General features: G+C 61.9%; 13 protein-coding genes. 7 read left to right on the top strand and 6 right to left on the bottom strand.

What is annotated here, in order from left to right:
• Positions 1–198: 198 nt before the first annotated feature.
• Complete coding sequence (pgi, locus tag F0184_RS02845; RefSeq protein WP_150494226.1) at positions 199–1824, bottom strand: glucose-6-phosphate isomerase; 1626 nt, start codon at positions 1822–1824, stop codon at positions 199–201.
• A gap of 190 nt (positions 1825–2014) precedes the next feature.
• Here pgi and F0184_RS02850 point away from each other — a divergent pair, with 190 nt between their 5' ends.
• Both F0184_RS02850 and F0184_RS02855 read left to right on the top strand, forming a co-directional pair.
• Positions 2015–2605, top strand: a complete 591-nt coding sequence (locus tag F0184_RS02850) for a LysE family translocator (RefSeq protein WP_150494228.1) — start codon at positions 2015–2017, stop codon at positions 2603–2605.
• Positions 2606–2719: 114 nt separating this feature from the next.
• Complete coding sequence (locus tag F0184_RS02855; RefSeq protein WP_150494230.1) at positions 2720–3247, top strand: PilZ domain-containing protein; 528 nt, start codon at positions 2720–2722, stop codon at positions 3245–3247.
• A gap of 42 nt (positions 3248–3289) precedes the next feature.
• Here the strand turns inward: F0184_RS02855 and F0184_RS02860 are convergent, their stop codons facing one another.
• The 4 genes from F0184_RS02860 to F0184_RS02875 form a co-directional block, all read right to left on the bottom strand.
• A complete protein-coding gene (locus F0184_RS02860; protein ID WP_150494232.1) occupies positions 3290–3928 on the bottom strand; it encodes a bifunctional 4-hydroxy-2-oxoglutarate aldolase/2-dehydro-3-deoxy-phosphogluconate aldolase in 639 nt (212 codons plus the stop codon).
• A 19-nt stretch (positions 3929–3947) separates the two neighbouring features.
• Positions 3948–5768, bottom strand: coding sequence for a phosphogluconate dehydratase (gene edd / locus F0184_RS02865; protein ID WP_150494234.1), 1821 nt, complete (start codon positions 5766–5768; stop codon positions 3948–3950).
• Positions 5769–5888: 120 nt separating this feature from the next.
• Positions 5889–7361, bottom strand: a complete 1473-nt coding sequence (gene zwf / locus F0184_RS02870) for a glucose-6-phosphate dehydrogenase (RefSeq protein WP_150494237.1) — start codon at positions 7359–7361, stop codon at positions 5889–5891.
• Positions 7362–7425: 64 nt separating this feature from the next.
• Positions 7426–8373: a carbohydrate kinase family protein gene (locus tag F0184_RS02875; RefSeq protein WP_150494239.1), complete on the bottom strand. Its 948-nt coding sequence runs from the start codon at positions 8371–8373 to the stop codon at positions 7426–7428.
• A gap of 246 nt (positions 8374–8619) precedes the next feature.
• Between F0184_RS02875 and ade the strand changes: the two genes are divergently transcribed.
• The 4 genes from ade (at position 8620) to F0184_RS02895 (ending at position 13708) form a co-directional block, all read left to right on the top strand.
• Positions 8620–10335, top strand: coding sequence for an adenine deaminase (ade, locus tag F0184_RS02880; protein ID WP_150494241.1), 1716 nt, complete (start codon positions 8620–8622; stop codon positions 10333–10335).
• Between the two features lie 529 nt (positions 10336–10864).
• Positions 10865–12535: a long-chain-fatty-acid--CoA ligase gene (locus F0184_RS02885; protein ID WP_150494243.1), complete on the top strand. Its 1671-nt coding sequence runs from the start codon at positions 10865–10867 to the stop codon at positions 12533–12535.
• Between the two features lie 15 nt (positions 12536–12550).
• Positions 12551–12799 carry a hypothetical protein gene (locus F0184_RS02890; RefSeq protein ID WP_150494246.1) on the top strand — a complete coding sequence of 83 codons (249 nt, stop codon included), beginning with the start codon at positions 12551–12553 and terminating at the stop codon, positions 12797–12799.
• A 27-nt stretch (positions 12800–12826) separates the two neighbouring features.
• The gene (locus tag F0184_RS02895) at positions 12827–13708 is read left to right on the top strand and encodes a helix-turn-helix transcriptional regulator (protein ID WP_150494248.1); all 882 of its coding nucleotides are present in this window, start codon (positions 12827–12829) and stop codon (positions 13706–13708) included.
• Positions 13709–13717: 9 nt separating this feature from the next.
• Here the strand turns inward: F0184_RS02895 and F0184_RS02900 are convergent, their stop codons facing one another.
• Positions 13718–14710, bottom strand: coding sequence for a DMT family transporter (locus tag F0184_RS02900; protein WP_150494250.1), 993 nt, complete (start codon positions 14708–14710; stop codon positions 13718–13720).
• A 275-nt stretch (positions 14711–14985) separates the two neighbouring features.
• On the opposite strand from F0184_RS02900, the gene F0184_RS02905 reads away from it, so the two are divergent.
• A complete protein-coding gene (locus F0184_RS02905; RefSeq protein ID WP_150494252.1) occupies positions 14986–15567 on the top strand; it encodes a VOC family protein in 582 nt (193 codons plus the stop codon).
• The last annotated feature ends 46 nt before the right edge of the window (positions 15568–15613 follow it).

The raw sequence follows: 15613 nt of genomic DNA on the forward strand, positions 1-15613 counted from the left end.
CAACGTTGATTTATCTCAACACCCGTTTGCAGAGAATCCATGCCATCCACATTTGCCCCGATCCCGTTGGCAAGGGCACTGCCCTTTCGGAACGCAATCGGGTCGCAATCGGGTGACAAAACGGGAGGGGTGCGGCGTAAATGAGGCGGATCCGCTGTCTGGCATGCCTTTGTCCGGCATCCTTGAGGTCCGGAAACCTCACACCGGCCGCAGCCTTGCAAGCAGGCCCCGTGTGGAGGCATCCTTTTCATCACTTCCGGGTTCTCCGCGAACCATCGGCAGCAGGGCGGTCGCCAATTCCTTGCCCAGTTCGACGCCCCACTGGTCGAAGGAGTTGATGTTCCAGATCACCCCCTCGACGAACACACGGTGTTCGTAAAGAGCAATAAGCCGGCCGAGCGCGAAGGGTGTCAATTGGTCGTGAACCAGGGTCATCGAGGGACGGTTGCCGGGGAAGACCTTGTGGGGCGCGAGGGTTTGAAGATCTGCCTCGCCCGCTCCCGCGGCCATGAGCTTTTCCCGAACCTCGCCAATGGTGCGGCCGCGCATCAAGGCCTCCGATTGCGCAAGGCAGTTGGCGACGAGCATCTGGTGATGGTGCGCCAAATCTGGCTCATGCCCTTGAACGGCGACGATGAATTCACAAGGGATCACCGTGGTTCCCTGATGGAGCAACTGGTAGAAAGCGTGCTGGCCATTCGTGCCGGGTTCGCCCCACACCAGAGGGCCGGTGTCCATGTGAACCGGCTCCCCTGCGAGGGTCACGCGTTTGCCGTTCGATTCCATGTCGAGTTGCTGGAGATAGGCGGGCAGCCGTGCCAGCCTTTGATCATAGGGCAGGATGGCGCGGGCGGAGAAACCGAGGGCGTCACGGTTCCATACGCCAATCAGACCCATCAGGACGGGCAGGTTTTCCAGCAGAGGCGCCTCCCGGAAATGCCGGTCCATTTCATGGGCTCCCTCCAGGAATTCATGAAAGGCGTCCGGGCCGATCGCGATCATCAGGGGCAGGCCAATGGCCGACCAGATGGAGTAGCGCCCGCCGACCCAGTCCCAGAAGCCGAAGACCCGGTCGTCCTGAATACCGAACTCGGTAACCTTGGCAAGGGCCGTCGACACAGCCGCGAAGTGTCCGCCGACAGCAGCGTCTCCCAGGGCAGCGGCCACCCACTTGCGTGCCGTGCCGGCGTTGGTCATCGTTTCGACGGTCGTGAAGGTCTTTGAGGCGATGATGAAGAGCGTCGTTTCGGGATCGAGCGCTTTCAAGGTGTCCGCGATATGCGCGCCGTCCACATTGGACACATAATGGACAGCCGGCCCGTCGTGATAGGGCGCCAGGGCCAGGGTGCACATGGCCGGCCCGAGGTCCGAGCCTCCGATTCCGATATTGACCACATCCGTGAAGCGCTTTCCCGTGGAGCCGCACAGGTCCCCGGCTCTCACCCCGTCGGCAAACTCGCCCATGGCGGCGAGCACATCGAACACCTGCGGCATCACATCCACGCCGTCGACATAGACGGGCGTTCCGGCCTGATTGCGCAGGGCGGTATGCAGGACGGGCCTGTTTTCCGTCTCGTTGATCGGCTTGCCGTCGAACATGGCCCGCCGGCGCTCCTCCAGTCCCGCGGTTTCCGCAAGCGCGGCCAGAAGGGTCATGGCCTGCGCATCCACATGGCATTTGGAATAGTCCAGCAGCAGGTCGCCGCAGGATGCGGAAAAGCGCTCGAACCGCATTTCGTCCTCGGCGAAGAGGGTCCTCAGCGTTCGCGTTTGCAAGCGCGCAGCATGGTCTTTCAGTTGCTGAAGCCGTTCAGGACCGGGCATCGTTGCACTCCATTGTGAAGATCTTGATCATCATTGTCGGGAGAGGGGCGGTTTAGAGTGATGAGACCTTGGATCAGGGGCGGGATCAAGACCGGAAGGCCCCGCCCATGGCGTTTCCCCGCGGTGTCCTGGCAGCGCGCAGGATCATGAGAGTGTTGCGGGCGGTCCCGGCCAAGGCTATCACCGGATCATGACAACCTTTGCCGCTGCGGTGTTCTTCTTGTTGATCACGCCTGGACCGGGCGTCCTTTCCACCGCCGGCGTGGCGTCGGGGTTCGGACGCGCGGCCGCCCTGAGATATGTGGCGGGCCTGTTTCTGGGGACCAATCTGGTTGCCCTTGCCGTGGTCAGCGGTCTCGCCGCCGCTGTCTTCTCCGTGCCGTATCTGCGGGAGGTCCTGTTCGCGGCTTCCGCGGTCTATCTTCTGTATCTTGCCTTGAAGATCGCGCTGTCGGGAACCCGGGTCGCGTTCATTCATCCCGAGCGTCCGCCAGGTGTGGGCGGTGGGCTGACCTTGCAGATGATCAACCCCAAGGCCTACGCGGTGAACACCGCCTTCTTCTCGGGTTTCCCATTTTTCCCGGACAGTTTCTGGATCGAGACGCTGGTCAAGTTCGCCATCGTGAATGCGATCTGGATTCCCGTGCACCTTCTGTGGTTGAGTGCCGGGATCTTGATCCGCCGGCTGAACTTGCCCGAACGGGTCCACAAAGCCATCAATATTGCAATGGCCGTATCGATGTTGCTGGTGGTCGCGCTGGCCGTCCTGGCTCAATTCTGATGGTGCTTCTGCCCAAATCTTGAGGTCTCCATGAACCCCGCACTGCTTGCGTTTTAAGCAAAAGGCAACCAGTTGAGCGTAACTTACCTGTCCGGTAGGTCGGGAGCTTGTGGAATGGATCGTCTGGAATATCTTCAGGACAACGTTGATGCGACTGAAGATGTGCTCGTGGTTGATTTTGACAAGCTGAGCTGCGTGACCGCCGTTCTGTCGAATGTCAGCTCGTGGGGCGCCCGGCTGACGGGAAAAAAAATCGGTGACCTTCACAGGAATATCGGGATCCGTATCGGTGACTCGGACCGTCTGGTCAAGGCCCGGGTGATGGCCGTAAAGGGACAGGATGCGTCGATCGTGTTCCCGCAGGACGAAGAAAAGGTCAGCGACAAGCGCCGGGAACGCCGGAATTCCGTCTCGATCCCGGTGACAATCACGGATCGGGAGGGGATCACGGAGATTTCCGGCTTGATCGTCGATGCAGGCGCGAACGGATGCCGTATTTCCGCCAAGGGCCTCACCGCACTGCCGGACGAGGTCATGCTCAAAATCAAGCGGTTTGAAAAGCCGGTTGTCGGTGAGTTTGCCTGGCGCAATGAAACGTCGGCCGGCGTGCGCCTTCTTTGGAATGAAGGCGAAATGCCGTAACCTTGCGGCATGGGCGGACCATGCCGCGGGAGCCAATCTCATCTAGCGGCCGAGCCCGGCGGCCTCCCGGGCCCGCGCTTCGATCCCGCTCCAATCCTCCGCCGCGATGGCTGCCTTGTCGGCAATCCAGGATCCACCGACGCACAGGACGTTCGGTAAGCCGAGGTAGCTGAGGGCATTTCCAAGGCCGATCCCGCCCGTTGGGCAGAACTTGGCATCCGGCAGGGGGGCCGACAGCGATTTCAGATAGGCCGCACCGCCGGCTTGTTCTGCCGGAAAGAACTTCAAACGCGTGTACCCACGTTCCAGAAGATGCATCACTTCCGATGCGGTCGCTGCCCCGGGAAGCAGTGGCACACTATGCTGATCGGCGGCGTCCAGAAGCGTGTCCGTTGCGCCGGGCGACACGATGAACCGGGCGCCGGCCGAAACGGCCGCATCATATTGCGCGCCGTTCAAAACCGTGCCGGCTCCCACGATGGCGCCCTCGACATGCTCGTTCACGGCATCAATGGCCTCCAGGGCATGTCCCGTGCGCAGGGTGATTTCGATTGCCTTGAGGCCGCCTTGCACAAGCGCTTGCGCCATGGGCACGGCCTTTTTCGGATCCTCGATCACAAGCACCGGGATCACGGGCGCCGCCAGCATGATCCTTTCAATCTGGGAAGTGTCCTGTGTCATTTTAGCGTCCTTGAAATCCCTATACTTTAAAAACGGAAGCGCCGGTGTCGGCGGTTCCGACGATCTGGCGAAAGGCCGCAAACAAGTCTCTGCCGACGCCGCTGTGATGGTCTGTCATGTCCTGGGTGACGGTTGGCCGCGCATCAAATTCGGCCTGCCCGACGAGAACTTCGAGCGTGCCCGCGATCGCATCGACCCGGATTATGTCCCCGTCGCGGACCTTTGCGATCGGCCCGCCGTCCGCCGCCTCCGGCGTGACATGGATCGCTGCGGGCACCTTGCCGGACGCTCCGGACATGCGTCCATCCGTGATCAAGGCGACCTTGTATCCGCGATCCTGCAAAATGCCGAGGGCCGGTGTCAGCTTGTGCAGTTCCGGCATGCCGCAGGCTTTCGGACCCTGGAACCGGACCACGGCGGCGACATCGCCATTTAATTCCTTGTTCGAGAAGGCCTTCAGGAAGTCTTCCTGGGAGTGGAAGACCCGCGCCGGCGCTTCGATCACGTGGCGTTCTGCGGCAACTGCCGAGATCTTGATCACGGCCTTGCCGAGTGTTCCGGTCAGCATTTTCAGCCCGCCATTGGCCTGAAAGGGCCTCGAGACGGGAGCGACGACCGTTTCATCGCCAGATGTTTCGCCGACCGGTTCGCGGACCACATTGCCGTTTGGATCGAGCTTGGCTTCGACCGTGTAGCCGGAGAGGTCGGTGCCATAGACCGTCTTGACATCCTGATGCAGATAGCCCTCGGACAGCAGTTCGCGGATCAGGAACCCGAGGCCGCCCGCCGCATGGAAATGGTTCACATCCGCCTTGCCGTTCGGATAGACCCGGGCGAGCAGGGGAACAACATCGCTGAGCTCCGACATGTCGTCCCAGGTGAGCTGAATGCCGGCGGCTGCGGCCATCGCAATCAGATGCATCGTATGATTGGTGGAACCACCGGTCGCGTGCAGGCCGACCACACCGTTCACGATTGCCTTTTCGTCGATCACTTCCCCGGCCGGCGTGAATTCGTTGCCGAGGGCCGTGATCGCCAGCGCCCGTTTGGCCGCCTCACGGGTGAGCGCGTCGCGCAGCGGGGTGCCGGGATTGACAAAGGACGCCCCTGGAAGATGCAGGCCCATGAATTCCATAAGCATCTGGTTGGAGTTCGCCGTACCGTAGAAGGTGCAGGTGCCCGGCGAATGATAGGCCTTGGATTCGGATTCAAGCAGCGCGTCGCGCCCGACCTTGCCTTCGGCATAGAGTTGGCGGACCTGTGCCTTCTCGTCGTTGGAGATCCCCGTCGTCATCGGGCCTGCCGGGATGAAGACGGCCGGAAGATGACCGAAGGACAAGGCGGAGATCACCAGGCCGGGAACGATCTTGTCGCAGATGCCGAGAAAGACGGCGGCGTCGAACATCTGATGCGACAGGCCGACGGCTGAGGCCATGGCGATGACATCGCGTGAAAACAGCGAGAGTTCCATTCCGTCCTGCCCCTGTGTGACGCCGTCGCACATGGCCGGAACACCGCCGGCAACCTGAGCGACCGCACCAACCTCCTCGGCCGCGCTGCGGATGATGTCCGGGTAGCGCTCATAGGGCTGGTGGGCTGACAGCATATCGTTATAGGCGGTGATGATCCCCAGATTGGACACCACGTCTCCCGACAAGGCCGCCTTGTCTTTCGGGGCACAGGCCGCAAATCCATGGGCCAGATTGCCGCAAGACAAGCGGCCGCGCTGCGGTCCTTGGTCCGCCGCTCTCCGGATCCGGTCCAGATAGGCCGCACGGCTGATCCGGCTGCGCTTGACGATCCGTTCCGTGACGTCTTCGATCCTTGGATGGATGGTCATCGGTGTTGTCTCCCTCTCAGCGGCTTTGCGGCCTCACCAAAATTCCAGTGATCGTCCGGCTCCCGCTCATGCAATCGCCACGTGTTCCGGTGTGTGACCGCGCTTCCGGCCAGGTCCGGTTCACAGGCCGTCTTCGGCCCATGTCCGATGGTCGCGTTCGACCAGCGCGATGGAAGCCGACGGCCCCCAGGTTCCTGCGGTGTAGGACCGCGGCTTGTCGCGCGAGGCCGCCCACGCGGCCTGGATCGGGTCGATCCAGGCCCAGGCCGCATCCACTTCGTCCCGCCGCATGAAAAGGGTCTGGTTGCCGCGGATCACGTCCATGATCAGGCGCTCATAGGCATCCGGATTGCGCACCTTGAATGCCTCCGCAAAGCTCATGTCGAGCGGAACCTGGCGAAGGCGCATGCCGCCCGGACCGGGGTCCTTGATCATGATCTTCATCTGAACCCCTTCATCGGGTTGCAGACGGATAATCAGCCTGTTGGCCGAGATGGACCCGGCCTCCTGGGAGAAGATCGAGTGCGGGATCGGACGGAACTGCACCACGATCTCCGACACGCGCTGGGCCAGGCGCTTGCCGGTGCGCAGATAAAACGGCACGCCGGCCCATCGCCAATTGGCGATTTCGGCTTTCAGCGCGACGAAAGTTTCGGTCGCACTGTCCGAATTGCCCAGCTCATCCAGGTAACCCGGAACGGCGCCGCCCGCCGAAGCCCCGGCCGTATATTGCCCGCGCACGGTCAGTTTTTCCGCATTGGCCTCGGTGATCGGAGCGAGTGCCTTCAAAACTTTAAGCTTTTCGTCGCGCACGCTGTCGGCATCCATCGACTCCGGCGGTTCCATCGCGACGAGACACAACAACTGCAGAATGTGGTTCTGCACCATGTCCCGCAGCGCGCCGGCCGTGTCGTAGTAGCCCGCCCGGCCGCCGACACCGAGCGCTTCGGCCACCGTGATCTGGACATGGTCGATATGAGCGGCGTTCCACAGCGGTTCGAACAGCGCGTTCGCGAAGCGCAAGGCCATCAGGTTCTGGACGGTCTCCTTGCCGAGATAATGATCGATCCGGAAGATCTGGTGTTCGTCAAACACGCGGGCAACGGTGTCGTTGAGGACTTTCGCTGACGTGCCGTCCTTGCCGATGGGTTTTTCCAGAACAATCCGGGTTTGCGGGGTGACAAGACTGTTTGACCCCAGATGTTCGCAGATCGGCCCAAACAGGTCAGGCCCGACCGCCAGATAAAACGCCCGGATCCCGTGAGGGCGTTCCTCGAGCGCAGACTTCAGGTCGGCCAGCCCTTCGCCGGAGGCCAGGTCGATCGCGATATAATGAATTTTCTCGAGAAAGGCGTCGAGTTTGTGCGTCTCGTGATTCTTGACATGTTCCTCGATCGCCTCGCGGGCCCAGGCCCGGTACTCAGCATCGGAGTAGCTCCGGCGGGCGCTGCAGAAAATTCGGGACCCGTCGGGAACCTGGCCGTCGTCGTACCGGTGGTACAAAGCCGGCAGCAGCTTGCGGTGCGCGAGATCGCCGGAGGCGCCGAACACCACCAGATCGAATTCGTCGACTTCAATGACCCGTGAAACCATGCATGCTCCGTGAGGCGTGAGTTAGAACGGTTGTTTAAATCGATTTAAATCCACTGTCAGCAAGTTATTCCGCAGATGTGCCCACTGCTGCAAGATCCGACCTGCGGGGCAGGTCGGCGCCGGCCCGGGAGCAGGTGATGGCAGCTGCCCGGATCGAGGTCTCGAGAATGCCGGTCAGCGTGGCGCTGTCAACGTTGTCGAGCGCCGGGCGGGAGGTCACGCCCGCTTCGGTCAACCCCATCAGGAGCGCGGCCTGAAACGTGTCCCCGGCCCCCACGGTGTCGGCGACCTCGACGGCGTGACCGGGCAGGTCAAGATCGTATCGGGACGTGGACGCGAACGCGCCCGCCGCACCGCGGGTGACCACGACCAGCCCCGCGCCGGCCTTTATCCATCGTTTCGCGATCCGTTCCGGGTCCTGAGCCGGATGGATCGAGGCGAGGTCCTCATCGCTCACCTTGATCAGATCGGACATGTGAACCAGGTCCTCTGTGTTTTTCCGCCATCTTGCCATATCCCCGACCACGGTCGGCCGAATGTTCGGATCGAATGAGATCAGGCACCGGGACCGCTCCCGCCGGACGAGGGTTTTGAGAGCGGTCGCGACCGGTTCGACCAAAACCGTGTAGGAACCGATATGAATGACGCTGGTGTCCACGGTGGGGGGCGGCAGATCCGTGTCGCTCACCATCCGGTCGGCCGAAGCCTCGCCATAGAAGGTGTAGGCCGGATGACCGCCGGCGTCCTTTTGGACCAGGCTCAGCGTTGTCGTCCGGTCGGACCGGATCACGAACCGGGTGTCGACACCTTCGGCAGTGAGGCGGTCGAACAGCCGGTGCCCCAGCATGTCCGTCGAGATGCCGCCGAAAAACGCGCTGGCTTGACCGAGACGGGCAAGGCCGACCGCGACATTGAAAGGCGATCCGCCGATCTGCGCCCGGAAATTGAGCGATGGGGCGTCGGGGTCGTCCGAAAAAAGATCAAAAAGGGCTTCGCCGCATACAAGTATCATCACCCGATCCTGTTCTGGACAATCAAGGGCTGTCGTTTCAGGCCCCTGTTATCGTGTCAAGCCGTCAAAACCGAAACGCGTCTTTCGCGCATGCGCGGCGCGGCCCAAGGACAACGTTTCTATCCGATCGCGGCTAGCAGGGACGGCGGCACTGGCCGTTCACGGGGCGGCTGGTTAAACTCACAGTCCCGCCGGCCCGGTCCGGCTTCATCTTTCTCGCCCCTGTTCATGACAAGGCCATTGCCCATGCCCCCTTTTTCCTCCACGTCCACGTTTTTGCGCAAGGCCATCGCCGCAGGCATGGGCGAGGTGCCCGCCGATCTGGTTCTCAAGAACGCCCGGTTGTTCAGTGTGCTCGATGGGAGTTTCACCAAGACGGATATTGCAATTGTCGAGGACCGGATCGTTGGAACGTTTGGCACATACTACGGCGAGACCGAGTTCGATGCCGGCGGGCGTGTCGTGGTGCCTGGGTTCATCGATACGCACCTGCATGTCGAATCGTCGCTTGTGACCCCGTTCGAATTCGACCGCTGCGTTCTCCCCCATGGGGTGACGACCGCCATTTGCGATCCGCACGAGATCGCCAACGTTCTTGGCGCGGAGGGCATCCGCTACTTTCTCGACTGCGCCCGGGAGACCGTCTTGGACTTGCGGATCAACCTGTCGTCCTGCGTTCCGGCCACTGCGTTTGAAACCTCAGGAGCTTGCCTGGAGATCGGCGATTTGCTGCCCTTTCGCGACCACCCGAAGGTGATCGGCCTTGCTGAATTCATGAATTTTCCGGGGGTGCTGGCGCGAGACCCGAAGGTGCTGGCCAAGCTCGCGGCCTTCCAGGACGGGCATATCGACGGGCATGCGCCGCTCCTGTCCGGCATGGCACTGAATGGCTATCTGGCGGCCGGAATCCGCACCGACCACGAGGCGACAACAGCCGATGAAGCGCTGGAGAAGCTTGCCAAAGGCATGACGATCCTGATCCGGGAGGGGTCTGTCTCAAAGGATCTGGATGCGCTGGCGCCGATATTGACGCCGGACCGCTCGGCCTTTGTGGCTCTGTGCACCGACGACCGCAATCCGCTGGACATTGCCGAGGAAGGGCATCTGGATTCGATGATCCGCCGGTTGATTGCCCATGGGGCCCGGCCGCTGGATGCTTACCGGGCCGCCAGTTGGTCGGCGGCCAATGCCTTCGGCTTGAGGGATCGCGGACAGATTGCCCCCGGATGGCGGGCGGATTTGGTCCTGCTCGACGATTTCGAAGACTGCCGCGTGGCCCGCGTGGTCAGTGCCGGGCGACTGGTGAACGAAACCTTGTTCGCGCAGCGCGCGCCCGTGACGCCAGTCGGGCTGGACAGCGTGAAGATTGCCCGGGTGGAAGCTGAAGCCTTCGCGGTCCCTGCGAAAAACGCCCATACCCGTGTCATCGGCGTCGTGCCCGGCCGGATCCTGACCGAAGACCTGAGAAGAACCTTGCCAGTGGCCGGCGGCAAGCTTGTGGCCGACATTTCACAGGATGTTTTGAAGGTCGCTGTCGTCGAACGGCACAAGGGGACGGGAAACGTGGGACGCGGATTTGTATCCGGGTTTGGCATGACGCAGGGCGCCATTGCCTCCTCGGTCGGTCATGACAGTCACAACATCTGTGTTGTCGGTGCCAGCGATGTGGCCATGGCTCATGCGGTGAACCGGGTCATTTCCCTCAAAGGTGGTTTTGCGGTTGCCAGCGACCATGGCGTGGAGGCCGAACTGGCACTGCCGGTCGCCGGGTTGATGAGCCTCGAGCCGTTTGAGACCGTTCGCCATGCCCTGGAGGACCTGCGGAGCGCCGCTAGGGCGCTGGGCTGCACGTTGCCCGAACCCTTCTTGCAGGTCGCGTTCCTGCCCTTGCCGGTCATTCCGCATCTCAAGATCACGGATTTCGGTCTGTTCGACGTGGACCGGTTCGAACTCGTGGATTGATCGGCCATGATCCTGACCCTCGCCGTTGCCGGATACAGGTCGATCCGGGACATTGTTCTTCCCCTGGCGCGTTTGATCGCCTGGGCGGCAGAAAAAACACAGGTCCTGGTCGTGTCTGATGCGGCGGATCTGGTGTCCGCGCTGGCGCGTGAGGCGGGGCGACACGGTACAATCTTGCGAAGTCGTTCGGTGAAACGATCGTTGAGGGCGTCGAGCCGCCGAGATGGGCCTGGCCCAAGAGATAAGGTCAGCGCCGTCACACTGTTTTCCCAAAATGACGACACAGCCTGTGTCCCTCGAGCGGGGCTTTGCCGGGCAAAAAACGACCGGGGTGTAGTAACGTCGCCTGTTGACGTAAACGGAAGCTTGTGCCCATCTGGACCAAGACGGCCGAAAACGGCCGCGCTTGAGTTGGGTGGAAACGATCATAGAGGACGGAAACCGGAACCGCGGTGAAACGTGGCGACGGGCTCCATGGGAGGTCTCCCCCGCGCTCGGGCGTTGTGAGTTAAGCGCGCTGGAGAACGCTATGACGACTGCGGAGGAATGGGTTGCGGGGTTCACGCCCCGCCCGGTACACGACTATCTCGATGACACGGTGACCCGCTTCGGCGACCGCCCGGCCATGGACTTCATGGGGAAGGTCTGGACCTATGCGCAACTCGGGGATCTTGTGAACCGCACGGCTGCCGGATTGCAGGCCATGGGCGTCGGTCCGGGGGACCATATCGGCCTGTGCCTGCCCAATACACCCTATTATTCGGTGTTTTATTTCGCCATCCTGAAGATCGGTGCGACCGTTGCCAACTTCAATCCGCTTTATGTGGAACGGGAAATCGCGTTTCAGGCCCGCGATGCGGATGTGAAGATCATGGTCACCATGGATCTCAAGCTGCTCTACGACAAGGTCGAGGAAGTGCGGCGGGAACAGATCCTCGAGAAGATCATCGTGTGCCCCATGGCGGATTGCCTGCCGCTGATGAAGAAAACCCTTTTCGGCCTCTTCAAGCGCAAGGAACTGGCCGATATTCCGAAGGATGCGGCCCATATCCGCTTCCATGACCTGCTGACCAAGGGCAAAACGCCAAAGCCCGCGGCCATCGATCCGGAAACGTCGATCGCCGTGTTGCAATACACGGGCGGCACGACCGGGGTCCCGAAAGGCGCCATGCTGACCCATCGGAACCTGTCGGCGAATATCGAGCAGATGCGCGATGTGTTCGAGAAGGCGCGTCCCGGCCAGGAAAAGGTACTGTGCGTCCTGCCGTTCTTTCATGTCTTCGCAATGACGGTCGGTCAGAACCTCTCGGTGATCCTGGGGGCCGAAATGGTGCTTCAGCCTCGGTTCGAACTGAAGGCGGTGCTTGATGTCATCAAGCGCAAGAAGGTGACCCTTTTCCCGGGCGTGCCGACCATATTCACCGCCATCAACCATTCGCACATGACGAAGAATTACGACTTGACCAGCATCGAGCTCTGCCTGTCGGGCGGCGCGCCGCTGCCGGTGGAGGTCAAGGAGCAGTTCGAGACGCTGACCGGTTGCATTCTGGTCGAAGGCTACGGGCTGACGGAATCCTCCCCCGTGGCTTGCGTCAATCCGCTGGACCGGACCAGCCGTGCCGGGTCGATCGGCCGGCCCGTGCCGGGCACCACGGTCCGGTTCGTCGACATCGAGGACCGCAACACAGACGTTCCGAATGGCAAGAAAGGGGAGCTGCTGCTTAACGGCCCGCAAATCATGAAAGGCTACTGGAAGCGGGCGGATGCGACGGCCGAAACCATCGAGGCGAGCGGCTATCTGCACACCGGCGATGTCGGATATCAGGACGACGACGGGTTTATCTATCTCGTCGACCGCATCAAGGACCTGATCCTGTGTTCGGGCTACAATGTCTATCCACGGATGATCGAAGAGGCGATCTACCAGCATGAGGCGGTCGAGGAGACCATCGTGATCGCCGTTCCCGACGATTACCGCGGGCAATCGCCCAAGGCCTTTATCAAGCTGAAGGAAGGCCGGCAGTTGACCGGACCGCAGATGAAGGAATTCCTGAAAGACCATCTGTCGACCATCGAAATGCCGCGCGATTTCGAATTTCGCGACGAACTGCCCAAGACCATGGTCGGCAAACTCTCGAAAAAGGAGTTGGTCGAGGAAGAGGCGGCCAAGCGTGCGGCTTTGAGTGCAAACAGTGCCTGACCGGCGGCAAAGCTGGTGACACCGCCTTTTCGGATCCACGCCTCCGGGCGCTGGACCGGCCCGGCGGATGCGGCCGGTCCACGGTTCGGCTGCGCCCGCCTGAAGGCGCGGCTGGCTGCGGTCCCTCAAGATCGAGATTGGGAAAGCCGGCCGGATTTGCTATCAAACGGTCTGCTCGATTTGCGGGCGGTGGCCGGATCCTTGCGACTGGAGGGAACGAACGGCCGTCTTGCCATTGGCCGCCGCGCGCGCTACCGACGCTGACACGTATGACTGTGACCCGGCTGGCCCATGCTTGAAGACCTTCCTGTCTATCTCACGACACGCGAACTTGCCGACCTGATCCGGGTCAAGGAACGCAAGGTTTATGATCTTGTCGCCACGGGAGGGGTCCCGCACAGCCGGGCGACCGGAAAACTGCTGTTCCCCCGGGATGCCGTTCTGGCCTGGATCGAGGAGGCCGGGGATGCCATTCCCGGGGAAAGCCGTCCGCTGGTCGCCCTTGGCAGTCACGATCCGCTTCTGGAATGGACCTTGCGGTCCAGCGAATGCGGTCTGGCCAGTTTGTTCGATGGCAGTCTGGATGGTCTTGACCGGTTCGGCCGCCGGGAAGGGGTTCTGACGGGGCTCCATGTGCCGGATGAACATGGGGACGGCTGGAACACAGGGATTGCCGAGCGGTTGTACAAGTATAAGCCCGTCGTCCTGATCGAATGGGCCAAGCGCCAGCGGGGACTGATTGTCGCGCCGGGCAATCCCAAGCGTATTCGAGGGCTTGCCGATCTGGCCGGCAAGCGCCTTGTGCAGCGCCAGGAAGCGGCGGGTAGCCATTTGTTTCTCCAGCGCATGCTTGCCACGGCCGGGGCGGGGGTGGAGGCGGCGATTCAGCCCGGCCCCCGTGTCCGGGACGAGCGGGAGGCAGCGCTGGCGGTGTTTTCCGGCGAGGCGGACGCAGCATTCGGGCTGGAAACGGCGGCGCGCCAAAACCGGCTGGAGTTCATCCCGCTCCGTCAGGAGCGGTTCGATCTCCTGATCGGGCGCAAGGAGTATTTCGAAGCCCCGGTTCAGTCGCTGCTCAGGTTCACCAAGACAGCGCCATTTGCCGAAAAAGCCACGCAATTCGGCGGTTATGACATTTCCGGACTTGGAACGGTGCATTTCAACGGCGCCTGAGGCGGCTCGTCAGCTGTTGTAACCGCGCCCTTCGGCATGGCGCGTCAGGGCCTTGCCATGAATGGCCTCGCGCCGGACGGTGTAAAGGGAGGCCGCGATGATGATCACGGCCCCGACCAGCGTTTCAACACTGGGCCAATGCCCGAACAGGAAAGCCCCGAACAAGGTCGCATAAAGCAGCCGCGTGTAGTCGAGCGAGGCGATCGCCGTTGCCTCTCCGGCTCTGAAAGCCTGGATGTTCGACATCTGGGCGGCCCAGGAGACGACACCGATGAGACCCAGCAGAACCCACTGATCGAAGGTTGGGGTTTGCCAGGTCAGGTAGGCTGGTATCGCCATGATCAGCCCCACGAAGGTTGCCTGGTAGGTCAAAATGGTGACCGGCGCATCGGTACGCGTCAGGATCCTGAGAATGATCATCACCATGCCGGCCGCTGCCGCCCCGACGATCGCCATCAGGGCATAGGGGTCGATCAGGCCTTCGCCGTCCGGCCGCAACATCACAAGAACGCCGATAAATCCGACAATCGTTGCGCCCCACCGGTGCCTTCCGACCTGTTCGCCGAGGAACAAGATGGCGAACACGGTGACGAAAAAGGTTTTCGAAAAGCCAAGCGCCGTGGCATCTGCCAGCGGCATATGGATGATCGCCGTGAACCCGCACAACATGGCTGTGGACGCGAACACAATCCGCGCGGCCTGCAGGCCAGGCCGCCGCGTCGCGAGCGAGCCTGGCAGGTTGGGCACGATTTTTGGGGCAACGATCGCAACCATGATGGCCTGCCGGATGGCCAGAATCTGAAACACGGTCAAACCGTCGCCAACGAGTTTGATGAGAGCCGTCATGACGGTGAACAAAAAGGCGGCCTGCAGGATCCAAAGGGCGCCGATCGTGTTGGCGGGCAGGCGTTTGATCGTCGTGGCCAGGCCTCGCAGGCCCTTCGCCGGTTCCGGCGCTTTGGCATCCGCAGGGTCGCTTCCCGGATTCTCCTGGCTCGACATGATCTGTTTCTTTTCCGGGTGGCGGCTGCACCGCGCGGAGCGCGCATGTGGGGGGCAAGATATGTTAGACAACCGCGGGACCGGCCGTCTCGTGTTGGTCCTTATCGACAAGAAACATAGCCGGTTTTCGCGCCGGGGAAAGGGCAAAGTCACGGCCCGGCCGGGCCGCGGAGGCGCGTCGCCGCGACCCCGGACAGTGTGTTCACTGGTCACGGCCTTGCCGCCCGGCGCCCGCCGCACAAGAATTGCCGCAAGATGCTATGAGGGGAAACGGCATGCAGAAGATCCAGGTGCAGGGCATTCATCACATTACGCTCGTTGGCGCGGACCGGCAGACCTCCATCGATTTCTGGGAAGGGCTCCTGGGCATGCCTTTTGTGTTCGAGCAACCCAATCTGGATGATGGCCAGCAGAGCCATCTCTATTTCGATCCGGGCGATGGCCGCCTCATCACCATTTTCACGGACGAACAACGGCGGCCGAGTTCAACGCCCGCGCCGCAGGATATCGGTTGTGTGCATCACCTGGCGCTCACCGTGTCACTGGCGACCTTCCGCCAGGTGGTCGAGCGGCTGGACGAGCGGGGCATCACCCACAGTGGGCCAAAAGACCGCGGGTTCATGGATTCGATCTATTTCCGGGACCCTCTCGGGCTTTTGATCGAACTGGCCTGCTACCGCTTCACCCCGCCTGAGGGGGTGCCGATGGGCCAAGTCATGCTGGAGGCGCACAAGCTTCGGCTCGCCCGCGGCGACTACAATATCCAGGAGATTCATCTGGCGGATGCCATCGAAAATCTGACGCGTTCCTCCCGGCAAAGCCTTTCGGACGACCGGTCCCCAAAAAACCCCTATTGACGTCCCAGCCGCAACGCGTCACATCGCAATCGGCCACGCGCCCGTT

Source organism: Roseibium aquae, from assembly GCF_008711285.1.
GTDB lineage: Bacteria > Pseudomonadota > Alphaproteobacteria > Rhizobiales > Stappiaceae > Roseibium > Roseibium aquae.

What these genes read in the sequence shown, in the direction of transcription:
- pgi (WP_150494226.1), bottom strand. Translation starts at nt 1,824, where the DNA reads ATGCCCGGTCCTGAACGGCTTCAGCAACTGAAAGACCATGCTGCGCGC.
- F0184_RS02850 (WP_150494228.1), top strand. Translation starts at nt 2,015, where the DNA reads ATGACAACCTTTGCCGCTGCGGTGTTCTTCTTGTTGATCACGCCTGGA.
- F0184_RS02855 (WP_150494230.1), top strand. Translation starts at nt 2,720, where the DNA reads ATGGATCGTCTGGAATATCTTCAGGACAACGTTGATGCGACTGAAGAT.
- F0184_RS02860 (WP_150494232.1), bottom strand. Translation starts at nt 3,928, where the DNA reads ATGACACAGGACACTTCCCAGATTGAAAGGATCATGCTGGCGGCGCCC.
- edd (WP_150494234.1), bottom strand. Translation starts at nt 5,768, where the DNA reads ATGACCATCCATCCAAGGATCGAAGACGTCACGGAACGGATCGTCAAG.
- zwf (WP_150494237.1), bottom strand. Translation starts at nt 7,361, where the DNA reads ATGGTTTCACGGGTCATTGAAGTCGACGAATTCGATCTGGTGGTGTTC.
- F0184_RS02875 (WP_150494239.1), bottom strand. Translation starts at nt 8,373, where the DNA reads ATGATACTTGTATGCGGCGAAGCCCTTTTTGATCTTTTTTCGGACGAC.
- ade (WP_150494241.1), top strand. Translation starts at nt 8,620, where the DNA reads ATGCCCCCTTTTTCCTCCACGTCCACGTTTTTGCGCAAGGCCATCGCC.
- F0184_RS02885 (WP_150494243.1), top strand. Translation starts at nt 10,865, where the DNA reads ATGACGACTGCGGAGGAATGGGTTGCGGGGTTCACGCCCCGCCCGGTA.
- F0184_RS02895 (WP_150494248.1), top strand. Translation starts at nt 12,827, where the DNA reads ATGCTTGAAGACCTTCCTGTCTATCTCACGACACGCGAACTTGCCGAC.
- F0184_RS02900 (WP_150494250.1), bottom strand. Translation starts at nt 14,710, where the DNA reads ATGTCGAGCCAGGAGAATCCGGGAAGCGACCCTGCGGATGCCAAAGCG.
- F0184_RS02905 (WP_150494252.1), top strand. Translation starts at nt 14,986, where the DNA reads ATGCAGAAGATCCAGGTGCAGGGCATTCATCACATTACGCTCGTTGGC.